Genomic DNA, 12,431 nt, shown 5'->3' on the forward strand with positions numbered 1-12,431 from the left:
TCTATGATACTCAGTGGATTCAGCGCACTTATCGCTAGCATTCTTTATTTGTTTGTTAGTCTGTTGATCTGGCGAAAAATCCGGTTTGTTGAAAAAGTCGATCCCGGCTACCAGCGCAAGCACATTCTGCTTTCCGCCTCTTTAGCCGCTGTTCTGCATCTGTTCTCGCTAAGCCAGACCCTGTGGCAGGGTTATTTCGTCTTCAACTTTGCCAATGCGCTCTCCATGATCACTCTGCTGGCGACCTTGATTCTGCTGTACCTTAACCGCAAGATGGTCGTTGAAACCCTGGGGATTTTCGTCTTCCCTCTGGCCGCGCTGAGCACTTTGCTTCCGATCGGGTTTAACGAACACACACGTCTGCCGCTCGAACTCGGCAGCCATGTACTGATCTCAATCGCGGCATACAGTACGCTCGGCATCGCGACCGCTCAAGCGATTCTGTATTCCATTCAAGAGAAACGCTTCCGCAAGAAGCAACTTTCCAACCTGATGCGTGCACTGCCGCCGTTACAGGAAATGGAAAACCTGATGCTAAAACTGCTTCTCATCGGTTTTACCATGCTCAGTTTCGCGCTCTTAAGCGGCATCTTCTTTGTTGAAGACCTTTTTGCGCAGCATCTGATTCACAAAACCTTTTTCGCCATTCTCTCCTGGCTGGTATACGGTTGGTTCATTATCGGTCATTACCGCTATGGCTGGCGTGGTCAGAAAGCGGTTCGTTACGTAATCTGGGCCTATCTTCTGTTGATCGTAAGCTTTATCGGTACCGAACTGATTCTGCACGCCCTGTACGACTAAGCTCGTTCCTTACCACAGTTCTGTGCCGACATTCTGGAAAAGAGGAAACTCTTTTCCCAAAGTCTTTTTATAAGCCGAATAAAAAAGTATAATTGAGCTCCGATTCATAACCTGTTTGAAAGACTTTGAACTCACTTGATGTCTCAATCCTGTTTGGGATTCTTATACTGCTGATTATTCTCTCAGCTCTGTTTTCCAGTTCAGAAACCAGCATGATGGCTTTGAACCGCTATCGCTTGAAGCACAAGGTCAAATCCGGCCATAAAGGTGCCATTCTTGCACAGCGCCTGCTGGAAAAGCCGGACCGTCTTCTGGGCGTAATTCTGCTTGGAAACAATTTCGTCAATATTTTCGCCTCCTCGATCGCGACCATTATCGCCATGAAGCTGATCGGAGAAGCGGGCATCGCTCTGGCCGCCGGTCTGCTGACACTGGTAATCCTGGTCTTCGCCGAAGTCGCACCAAAAACCGTTGCCGCCCTTTATCCGGAAAAAATCGCCTATCCGGCAGCTTACGTCTTAACGCCGTTACTTAAACTTCTGTCGCCTCTGGTATGGTTGGTTAACTTTTTCGCCAACGGTTTTTTACGCAGCCTCGGCATCAAGGTAAAACATCATGACGACGATCACGCTCTGACCCATGAAGAGTTACAGACCTTAATCAACGAAGCGACCAGTCAGCTTCCGGCACATTACCGCTCCATGCTTAGTAGCGTTCTGCAGCTGGAGAGCGTTACGGTTGAAGATGTGATGATTCCTAAACAGGATGTGTATGCAATCGATGTCGATCAGCCGATCGAAGAGATTCTTAAGGATCTGCAAAAGTCGCCTTACACCCGAGTACCCATCTATCGCGGCTCTCTCGACGAAGACCTGATCGGTATTCTTAATCTGCGCCGAGCGCTGCCGGTACTGATGCGCGGAGATGTTACTTTAAAAGATCTGATCAAAATAAGTCGCCAGGCGTATTTCATCCCGGAAACCACTTCCTTGAGCGTGCAACTGGGTAAATTCAATCAGAAAAAACGCCGCATGGCGCTGATTGTCGATGAATACGGTGACCTGCAGGGACTATTGACCGTCGAAGACCTTCTGGAAGAGATCGTCGGCAAATTGTCTACAGACGCCAAAGCGAAACCGAACACCGATACCGTGGAAATGAACGAAGACGGCAGCATGGCAATCGATGCTTCCGAATTTATCCGCGACCTTAACAAGGATTATGAACTGGATCTTCCGACCGACGGGCCAAAAACCATTAACGGCCTGATTCAGGAAACCATGGAATCAATCCCGCCAGTCGGCACCTGTATCAAGGTGGACGACTATGTATTTGAGGTCACGAAAATTTCCCAAAACGCGATTGAGACGGTCAAACTCTCTTTCTATACCAATCAGAGAACAAGACACAGTACCCATGACTAGACATCCATTCAACGCCGCGGAAGAGTGGCAGAAGCTTAAAAACGGCATCCGCCAGCTGGCCAAACAAGAAATTTTGCCGCGCTTTGAAAAAGTCGGATTTGAAGAAAAACAGGACGGCTCTCTGCTGACCGAAGCCGATCTCGAGATGCAGAAAGCAACACAGAGTTTTCTGCTTAAGAACTGGCCGCAGTTCGCATTTCTTGGCGAAGAGATGTCGCAACAGGAACAGGAAGACGCGTTGAAAAGTGCGCAAGGGTGCTGGATTCTGGATCCGATCGACGGCACCAGCAATTTTGCCAGCGGCATTCCGGTCTACGCCGTCTCTCTGGCACTGATGATCGAAGGCCGACTGGTCGCCGGCCTGGTTTACGATCCGGATCGTGATGAAATGTTTGCCGCGCGCCACACCCAGGGAGCAGAACTGAACGATAAGCCGCTGCTAGCCAAAACCGCTAAAACCGAGCTGAAACAGACCAGCGGCATTATCGACTTTAAACGCCTGACCCCGGAACTGGCGTGTCGCATTATTCACGACAATCCATATTCATCGCAGCGCAGCTTCGGCTCGGTCGCTCTGGACTGGTGCTGGATCGCCGCCGGGCGCGGCCACATCTATCTGCACGGCGCGCAGAACATCTGGGATTACGCAGCCGGCTACCTGATCCTGCACGAAGCCGGAGGCCAAAGCTGTACTCTGGATGGCGAAGACGTATTACTGCCTAAGGTGCAAAAACGCGCTGCCGTCGCCGCAACCACTCCGGAACTTTTCCAGCAGTGGCATGACTACCTGCAGATATAAGCACTTCAGGAATACTTCTAAAAAACAAAACCCCGGCATTCAACCGGGGTTTTGTTCATTTCGCTAAAGATAAGGCGGCGAATTAGAAATTCCACACCAACTGCGCACTCAAGATATCGACAGCGGATTCATAATAACCGCGCAAGTCATATGACCCGAGCGAAGTCGTTACGTTGTAATCAACATCCGAACGATCGGCAAACAGGTGGCTGTAGCCGACATCCAGGTTCATACTTTTACTGAACTGATAACCCAGGCCGACAGAAACCCATTTACGATCCGAATCCGGCGTGCGTGGAGAGCGGCTGTATTTATCTGGCACCGGCGTATAGTCAATAGCCAGACCGCCTCTCAGACGCAGCTGTCGATTAATCTGATGAATCATCCCGACTGCATAGCGCATACTGTCTTCAAAATTCTGATTAGACTCCGAACTCGAACCGTCCTCTAGCTCGATTATCAGCTCGTCATAGCCGGACCAGCCGGTCCAGGTCGCACTCGCCAATAACTGGGTTTGAGCAGAAAAACGATAGTTGACAGCCAGACTTGCAGATGCCGGCAAAACCACATCCGAGGAGGCGTCCATATCATACAAAACACCCCCCAATGCAGCATTGATATCGGAATAATCAATCTTGCCTTCTACGTCATGCTGCATTTTAGAACGATAAGACAGGCCGATATCCAAATCACTATTCGCTTGATAGAGCAAACCAAGATTATAGCCAAACGCCCAGCTGTTACCGGTCACCTTGGCGTTTCCATCAGGTGCACCTTCAATCAGTACTGACTGTTCGACTTTCTGCTCCAAAATGACATCCACATACTGGGCATTCAGGCCGAAACCGAAGCTCAGTTTGTCGTTGAGCTTTCGTGCAATTGCCGGATTGAGATTCAGCGTCTTTAGATCCGTTTCCGTCGCATGATAGCGACCGACCCAATCTTCGTCATAAGAAATATGTTGACCGAAAGGGACATTAACCCCAAAACCAACGTCATACTCCCCCAAACGACTTTTCCAATAGACATTGGGAACAAAACCGACGGTAGCCCCATTATCACCTTCACCGCCAATCGGCGTTGCGCCGTTCTTGACGGATGCCTGCTCGGTAAAATCCGCCTTAGGCGAAATAATGTGCCCGCCGACAATGAATTGATCGCCTTCAAGTCGCGTCAGACCAGCCGGATTAAACCACATCACACTGGCATCTTCGACACTCGCTGCAGCCCCGGCGTAGGACAATCCCTGTCCGCTTGCGCTCTGCTCGATCAATGCAAATCCCGATGCCATCGCCGATACCGGGGCAAGCCCCATGGCGACCAACAACGCTCTGCTTGAAAAAACGTTCATATTCACTCCTCAGCTAGTTCACAGTGCCGTTCACGCCGACGGCGTGTCGTCGCGAAAGCATCTGCATTCAAATTATCGATGCCGCTTATTCCATTTGCTGCGGCTATTCTTCGCTTCTAAAACTCGATTCTTCTGTCCGCGTCGGGACAGACACAACTCTACAACGCATCCAAAGCCTGCTGCAAGGTTTTCACTCCGATAATCTCCATATCCGGAATTCCGCCCTTGGGCACATTACTGAACGGCACGATTGCCCGGGTAAAACCGTGCTTGGCCGCCTCAAACAGACGTTCCTGCCCGCTTGGAACCGGACGGATTTCTCCGGCCAGCCCGACTTCACCAAAAATAATCATCTCCTGCGGCAAGGCGCGATTGCGCATACTGGAAAGAATCGCGCACAGCAGAGCCAGATCGGCACTGGTTTCGAACACCTTAACCCCGCCGACGACATTCACATACACGTCCTGATCTCCGGCCTGCACACCGCCATGGCGATGCATCACCGCCAACAGCATGGCCAGCCGGTTCTGCTCCAGACCGACCGTCACCCGCTTCGGCGCCCCATAAGGCGACTCGTCAACCAGCGCCTGTATTTCCACCAGCAAAGGACGTGACCCTTCCCAGATAACCATCACCACCGAGCCCGGTGCCGACTCTTCCCCGCGGCTTAAGAAAATTGCCGACGGATTCTTAATCTGGCGCATCCCCTTCTCGGTCATGGCAAAGACCCCGAGTTCATTAACAGCCCCGAAACGGTTTTTTATCGCGCGCAAAGTACGGAAACGGCTGTCCGACTGACCCTCAAGAAACAACACAGTATCGACGATATGTTCCAAAACACGCGGCCCGGCGACTTCACCGGACTTGGTGACATGACCGACCAGAAAAATCGCAACATTATTCTGTTTGGCAAAACGGGTTAAGTAAGCAGCACTCTCCCTGACCTGGGAAACGCCACCGGCCGCACTGCCGATCTCCGCCAGTTGCATGGTCTGAATCGAATCGACAACCATTACCTTTGGCGATTCTTTCTGCGCCGCGACACTGATCTCTTCGACATCGGTCTGAGTCAACAGACGCAGATTATCGTCCGGTAACTCCATGCGTTTAGCACGCGAAGCGACCTGCTGCAAAGACTCTTCCCCGGTCACATAGAGCACCGACATGCGCGTACTCAGCGCACACATGACCTGCAATAGAATCGAGGATTTACCGACACCGGGATCGCCGCCGATTAAAACAACCGAACCGGGGACAATCCCTCCGCCGAGAACGCGATCCAGCTCGGACATGTCGCTGCTGATTCGCGGCACTTCGCTCAGGTCGACATCCTTGATTGACTGAACCGAACTGGCGGATGCCCCCGAATAGCTTGCACTCCCGCTTTTGGTCGTTTTTTTGCCGCTACCGAGCTTGATCTCTTTGAGAGTATTCCAAGCCTTACAGGCCTGACATTGACCGGCCCATTGGGCATATTCCGCACCGCACTCGGTGCATACATAAGCTGTCTTCGCTTTTGCCATTTTTCTCTATCGATTAATTTTCAAGAAGGGTCATTATAACGGTGTTGCACTGCAATCCCTTTAAATGTGCCATCACCGTCGGCGACAACATCCGGATACAGCTCGGCGAAACTTTCCGAGACGCCATGCCGCATCATTTTTCTTACATGAGCCCGACTTAAGAGCCGAGGTTCGGCGACGCCGCAGGAGTGTGCGATCGATTCCACTTCGCGCATAAGATTGCGGTGGTAATGGGCAACTCTTTGCGACTTTTTCTGCGGCACCAGTCCGCGCTGCAAACGAGGATTATGCGTGGTTATGCCCGTAGGACAACTATCCAGATGACACTGCATCGACTGAATACACCCCAAAGAGAACATAAAACCGCGCGCCGAATTAACAAAATCCGCGCCCACCGCAATCGCCCAGGCAACCATTGTCGGATTAATCAACTTGCCGGAAGCGATCACTTTAATCCGTGAACGCAAACCGTAGCGGTTCAAAGTGTCAATCAACAGCGGCAGTGATTCGTTAATCGACATACCGACGTCATCCATCAGAGCCACCGGCGCCGAACCGGTTCCTCCCTCGGCACCGTCCAAAGTAATAAAGTCCGGTGCAAACACCTCACCCTCGATCAGGATATCCCGGCATAAAGCGTCAATCCAATCCTGAGAACCCATCACAAATTTGAAGCCGACCGGCTTTCCGGTGACCTCGCGAATATGCTGAATCATTTGCAACAGATCCGCATTGCTGGCAATATCCGGATGACGATTGGGGCTGATCGAATCTTCGCCGATGCGGATGCCGCGGATGTCCGCAACTTCATCCGTCACCTTAGCCGCCGGAAGAATCCCCCCTTTTCCCGGCTTGGCCCCTTGGGAGAGTTTGATTTCAAACATTCTGACCTGCTCATAAGCGGCCACTTCCCTGAGCTTTTCATTACTCAGATTGCCGTTTTTGTCGCGGAAACCGTACTTCGCCGTGCCGATCTGCGCCACCAGATCACAACCGCTCTCCAAATGATAGGGCGAAACGCCACCCTCACCGGTATTGAGCCAGCAGCAGGCCAGTTTAGCCCCCTGACTCAAGGCTCTGACCGCCGGACGGGAAAGCGCGCCATAGCTCATTCCGGAGATATTGAACAGCGATTCCGCCCGGTATGGCATTTTGCAGCCTTCACCGATCACCATCGGCGGAGAGGTGACGGCATCTTTCTCCAACATCGGAAAAGCACAATTAACAAAAGCGATCTTACCCGGATGGGCAACATCACGGGTCGAACCGAAACTCTGTACCGTAGACAATCCTTTGGCGGCACGGTAGACCCAGGAACGCTGTGCACGATTGAAAGGTTTTTCATCCTGATCGGCCGCAAACATATACTGGCGGAAAAATTTCCCCAGAGACTCCAGTAAATAGCGAAAACGCCCGATTAGAGGATAATTGCGGCGGATGGCGTGCTCCGTCTGCAGACGATCCTGCAGATACATGGTCAGCAACCAAAGAACAATGACCCCGATAACCAGAATAAACAGCAACGACATCCAATGCAGTACCTGCTGCACTGCGTCCATAAGCGCACTCATAAAACTCTCCTCAAAATGGGAAATCTTGGGCTCCACGCTAGAATGCCATCTTTTCAGATATAAAAAAAGCCCGCAATAAATCGATTATTGCGGGCTTATGCGCTAAAGCGTGTTGTGCTTAGTGCTTGATATCGCGCCAGTACTCACGCTTCAACAGATAGGTAAGAAGCAGTAGAACCAGCAGGAAAGCGATCACTTTCCAACCAAGATCGAATCGATCAAGCTTGCCCGGCTCTCCGGCATACTCAAGGAAGTTGGTGATATCACGAGCGGCCTGCTCATAATCTTCCGGAGCATAATGACGCTGCATTCCTTCCAGAACATTCGGCATGGACGTTCCTTTCAGTGCACTATTATCCCAATTGCCGTTCTCATCCAGATGATACGCTCGCAGGAAAGTATAGATATAATCCGGCCCTTTTAAACGCGCCATCAAAGACAGATCCGGCGGTTCGGTTCCCAATACATCCATCGCGACACCCTCAAGCATACGCGTTTGAACATCATCAACGACCTTGGCCTGGTTATAAGCCATCTTCGCTACGACTTCATCATCGCTCCAACCGATATCGCGGGCAATACGGTTATAACGCATGTATTTGACCGAGTGACACGCCATACAGTAGTTGCTGAACAAAATCGCACCACGTTGCAATGAGTCCTGATCACGCAGATTATTATTGGCTTTTTCCAGTTCGATAGCCGGCCCCCCTGCCGCCTGTGCGACAGAAGAAACGCTCAAAATCAGAAAGCTGATTAGTAGAAATACGTTTTTCATCTATTTCACCCTCTCCGGTACTGGTTTAGTCTTTTCCCGGGCCGATGTGTACGGCAGAATCAGGAAGAACAGGAAGTAAGTCGTAGTAAAGATCTGCGCCAATACTGTCAGAGTCGGCGTTGCCGGCTGAGTCCCGAGATACCCCAGAATAATGAATGAGATGACAAACATCGCCAGCAGCAGCTTGAAAGACAAACCACGGTAACGAATCGATTTCACCTTACAACGGTCCAGCCAAGGCATGGCGAACAGGAACATAATCGCGGCACCCATCGCTACAACCCCCAGGAATTTATCCGGTACCGCACGCAGAACCGCATAGAAAGGCGTAAAGTACCATACAGGTGCGATATGCTCCGGCGTCTTCAGCGGGTTAGCCGGCTCGAAGTTAGGCGGCTCGATAAAGAAGCCACCGCCTTCCGGCCAGTAGAAGACCACAAAGGCAAATAGAATCGCAAAGAAGACCGCACCCATTGAATCTTTCACCGAGTAGTAAGGGTGGAAAGGAATTCCGTCGAGAGGAAGTCCCTGCTCGTTCTTGACCTTTTTGATTTCAATGCCGTCAGGGTTGTTCGAACCGACACGGTGCAGAGCAACAATGTGCATAAAGACCAGAATCAATAGAACCAGCGGCAAGGCAATAACATGTAGAGCGAAGAAACGGTTCAAGGTTGCATCGGAGATAATGAAGTCACCACGTACCCATAGCGCCAGATCCGGTCCGATCAAAGGGATAGCACCGAACAGCGAGATAATAACCTGAGCACCCCAGTAAGACATCTGTCCCCATGGCAGCAGATAACCCATAAAGGCTTCGGCCATCAATACCAGGAACAACATCATACCGATCAGCCACACCAGTTCACGCGGCTCTTTATAGGAGCCGTACAGCAGGCCACGCATCATGTGCAGGTAGATGACAATAAAGAAAGCCGATGCACCCGTTGAATGCATATAACGAATCAGCCAGCCCCACTCGACATCGCGCATGATGTACTCGACGGAGTTAAAGGCTTCAGCCGCACTCGGCTTGTAGCTCATTGTCAGCCAGATACCGGTAACGAACTGGTTGACCAGCACCAATAGCGCCAGCGAACCGAAGAAGTACCAGAAGTTGAAATTTTTCGGCGCATAGTACTCGCCAACATGCTCATTCCAGGTACTGACCAGCGGATAACGCTTATCCAGCCATCCCAGGACAGTTCCCTGCTTTGCTTCAAATTTAGTATTTTGGTTATCAGCCATTATGCCGTCCCTCCTTCGGTTGGACCTTCACCGATGCGCACAATGCTGTCGCTGACAAAGCGGTATGGCGGAATCTCCAGATTCGTTGGTGCCGGTACCGCTTTGAATACACGTCCTGCCAGATCGAATCGTGAACCGTGGCACGGACAGAAGAAACCACCCTGCCAATCGTCGCCGACATCCGGCGAACCGATTGCCGGACGATACAGTGGTGCGCACCCAAGGTGCGTACAGACACCGACCACAACCAAGAATTCATCTTTAACAGCACGGGTTGGATTTTTACAGTATTCCGGCTGATCCGATTCATTTGAAGCAGGATCACGCAACTCGCCATCCATATTCGGCAAATTGGCCAACATATCCGGAGTACGTCTGACAATCCAAACAGGTTTCCCACGCCAAGCGACGGTCAACATCTGACCCGGCTGCAATTTGCTGATATCAGCATTTACCGGAGCACCGGCGGCTTTGGCCTTTTCACTAGGTTGCCATGAGCTAACAAACGGAACCGCCAAGAAGGTGGCTCCCGCAGCCCCGACAACACCCGTTGCGCCTGTAAGGATTCTACGGCGCTGTAGGTTTACACTAGAATCATTATTGTTTTTTATCGACATAGCTGTCTTCCTAGTTAGGGAACTCGCAAAATAAACGCTTGCGAACTCCTTTTGTCTACAAGCAAATCGGCCCTATTCTACAGAAGGGCTTGCTAAACTTAAATCAGTATCTACTTATAGAGTTATTAATAAATTTTTTCTATAGCACAAAATAAATTTATCGAATAATTTTGCATTTGTCCAAAAATCAGGCACTCTACACCGGATTAGGGATATCAATAAAAGTCACATCCAGGCCAAATTTATCCTGCAAATGTTCGCCCAAAACCTGAATTCCCAGGCGCTCGGTTGCATGATGACCGGCGGCAAAATAATGAATTCCGCACTCTGCTGCCAGATGAGTCGTCTGCTCGGACACTTCGCCGCTGATAAACAGATCCGCTCCCATGGCGATCGCTTTATCAATATAGTTTTGCGCTCCGCCGCTGCACCAGGCAATCGTTTGCAGCTGCTCTGGGCCGCCTTTTAGCCATAAAGGTTCACGGCCCAGAGTCTGTTTAACGGTCTGATAAAAGGCTTCTACCGCGATCGGAGTCTCAAGCCGCGAACAGAAAACCAATCCGTCCTGATCCGTGACCGGCAAATCCCATAATTGACCCAGCTGCGCGTTATTGCCCAATTCAATATGCCCATCTAACGGCAAATGATAACCAAAGAGATTGATATCATGGGTGAGCAGCGACTTGATCCGTTTCTGTTTGAAACCGACGATCTGCTGCGGCTCGCTTTTCCAGAAATAGCCATGATGTACCATTATCGTATCCGCGCCACATTCAATCGCCCTGTCAATCAAAGCCTGACAGGCGGTCACACCGGTAACGATCTTTTTGACCTCTTTCTGCCCTTCAACCTGCAAACCGTTAGGCGCATAATCTTTATACAAACTCACTTCCAAGAGTTCGTCCAAATAAGACGCCAATTCATCTCTATGCATAGCTCTCTCCCTGTTTTCAGACATTAAAAAAGCCACATGGTGCAACACCAGTGGCTTTCTTTAGCAAGCAGACAATCTTAAAAGATTAATCTTTTACTCGGTAACGCGCCGAAGCAGCGTGCGCTTGCAGACCTTCACCGTCGGCCAACTCACCGGCGATCTTACCAAGGGTATTGGCACCGTCTTCAGAAACCATAATCAAACTTGAACGTTTCTGGAAGTCGTACACACCCAAAGGTGACGAGAAACGCGCAGTACGCGAAGTCGGCAGAACGTGGTTCGGACCGGCACAGTAGTCACCCAGCGCTTCAGCAGTATAACGACCCATAAAGATCGCACCCGCGTGACGGATCTTAGGCAACAACGCCTTCGGATCGTCAACCGACAACTCCAAGTGCTCAGGCGCGATGATATTAATCATCTCGATCGCCTGATCTTCGTTGTCGACAACGATAATCGCACCACGGTCATCCAACGCTTTCTGAATAATTTCTTTACGCGGCATGGTCGGCAACAGCTTGTTCATGCTGTCGTAAACCTGAGCAGCGAAGTCGGCATCCTGAGTCACCAGAATCGCCTGCGCATCTTCATCGTGCTCGGCTTGTGAGAACAGATCAACCGCGATCCAGTCAGGATTGGTTTTACCATCGCAGTACACAAGAATTTCCGAAGGCCCGGCGATCATATCGATACCGACGGTACCGAATACCAGACGCTTGGCCGTTGCAACGAAGATGTTCCCCGGACCAACGATTTTATCTACCGCAGGAACCGTCTCGGTTCCGTATGCCAGAGCCGCAACCGCTTGTGCGCCACCCAGCGTGAAGACGGCATCGACTTCGCAGATTGCCGCAGCCGCCAGCACCATTTCATTCACTTCACCGTCCGGAGTCGGTACAACCATAATCAGTTTTTCAACACCGGCCACTTTGGCCGGAATCGCATTCATGATTACCGAAGACGGATACGCCGCCTTCCCGCCCGGAACATACAAACCTACGGAATCAAGCGGAGTAACCTGCTGACCCAACATAGTGCCGTCGGCTTCTTCGTAAGTCCAGGAATCCTGAACCTGACGCTCATGATAGTCGCGAACACGCTTCGCGGAAATTTCCAACGCTTCACGCTGTGCTGCCGGGATGTTCTGCAACGCTTGCTGCAGACGATCCTTGGAGATTTCCAACTCGGCACCGCTTTGCAGTTCAAGACGGTCAAATTTAGCGGTATATTCCAACAACGCCGCATCACCTTCCTGACGTACGCGGGCACAAACTTCGTTAACGATATCATTGACCGATTGGTTCGATACCGTTTCCCACGCCAATAGTTGATCTAACTCTTCTCTAAATCCTGCCGCATTGGCAGATAAACGACGAATATTTAACATC

The 12,431-nt window shown here is 50.9% G+C and carries 11 protein-coding genes; 3 read left to right on the forward strand and 8 right to left on the reverse strand.

The features are described from left to right. Positions 1 to 3 precede the first annotated feature (3 nt). The 3 genes from J3999_RS00325 to J3999_RS00335 all read left to right on the forward strand — a co-directional run bounded on the left by J3999_RS00325 (position 4) and on the right by J3999_RS00335 (position 3,024). Positions 4 to 801 carry an inner membrane protein YpjD gene (locus tag J3999_RS00325; protein WP_208125881.1) on the forward strand — a complete coding sequence of 266 codons (798 nt, stop codon included), beginning with the start codon at positions 4 to 6 and terminating at the stop codon, positions 799 to 801. 125 nt (positions 802 to 926) lie between these two features. Next, complete coding sequence (locus tag J3999_RS00330) at positions 927 to 2,225, forward strand: HlyC/CorC family transporter (RefSeq protein WP_208125883.1); 1,299 nt, start codon at positions 927 to 929, stop codon at positions 2,223 to 2,225. Continuing rightward, on the forward strand, positions 2,218 to 3,024 hold the full coding sequence (locus J3999_RS00335) for an inositol monophosphatase (protein WP_208125884.1): 807 nt from the start codon (positions 2,218 to 2,220) through the stop codon (positions 3,022 to 3,024). The genes J3999_RS00330 and J3999_RS00335 overlap by 8 nt, the downstream gene beginning before the upstream one ends. 82 nt (positions 3,025 to 3,106) lie before the next feature. On the opposite strand, the gene J3999_RS00340 is transcribed toward J3999_RS00335, so the two are convergent. The 8 genes from J3999_RS00340 to hisD all read right to left on the reverse strand — a co-directional run bounded on the left by J3999_RS00340 (position 3,107) and on the right by hisD (position 12,430). Then, positions 3,107 to 4,375 (reverse strand): OmpP1/FadL family transporter, encoded by a 1,269-nt coding sequence (locus tag J3999_RS00340; protein WP_208125885.1) that lies wholly within the window; start codon positions 4,373 to 4,375, stop codon positions 3,107 to 3,109. 158 nt (positions 4,376 to 4,533) lie between these two features. Beyond that, a complete protein-coding gene (gene radA / locus J3999_RS00345) occupies positions 4,534 to 5,898 on the reverse strand; it encodes a DNA repair protein RadA (RefSeq protein ID WP_208125886.1) in 1,365 nt (454 codons plus the stop codon). 20 nt (positions 5,899 to 5,918) lie between these two features. Further along, on the reverse strand, positions 5,919 to 7,469 hold the full coding sequence (locus tag J3999_RS00350) for an FMN-binding glutamate synthase family protein (RefSeq protein ID WP_208125887.1): 1,551 nt from the start codon (positions 7,467 to 7,469) through the stop codon (positions 5,919 to 5,921). Between the two features lie 118 nt (positions 7,470 to 7,587). Then, entirely contained in the window at positions 7,588 to 8,247 is a 660-nt protein-coding gene (locus J3999_RS00355; protein ID WP_208125888.1) for a cytochrome c1, read from the reverse strand. Continuing rightward, on the reverse strand, positions 8,248 to 9,492 hold the full coding sequence (locus J3999_RS00360; RefSeq protein WP_208125889.1) for a cytochrome bc complex cytochrome b subunit: 1,245 nt from the start codon (positions 9,490 to 9,492) through the stop codon (positions 8,248 to 8,250). Then, entirely contained in the window at positions 9,492 to 10,109 is a 618-nt protein-coding gene (gene petA / locus J3999_RS00365; protein WP_173285815.1) for a ubiquinol-cytochrome c reductase iron-sulfur subunit, read from the reverse strand. Before petA ends, J3999_RS00360 begins: the two co-directional genes overlap by 1 nt. 196 nt (positions 10,110 to 10,305) lie before the next feature. Beyond that, a complete protein-coding gene (locus J3999_RS00370; RefSeq protein ID WP_208125892.1) occupies positions 10,306 to 11,043 on the reverse strand; it encodes a Nif3-like dinuclear metal center hexameric protein in 738 nt (245 codons plus the stop codon). A gap of 85 nt (positions 11,044 to 11,128) precedes the next feature. Next, positions 11,129 to 12,430: a histidinol dehydrogenase gene (hisD, locus tag J3999_RS00375; protein ID WP_208125894.1), complete on the reverse strand. Its 1,302-nt coding sequence runs from the start codon at positions 12,428 to 12,430 to the stop codon at positions 11,129 to 11,131. Between the last annotated feature and the right edge of the window lies 1 nt (position 12,431).

This window comes from Thiomicrorhabdus sp. 6S3-12 (assembly GCF_017571475.1).
In the GTDB taxonomy this organism is placed as follows: Bacteria; Pseudomonadota; Gammaproteobacteria; order Thiomicrospirales; family Thiomicrospiraceae; genus Thiomicrorhabdus.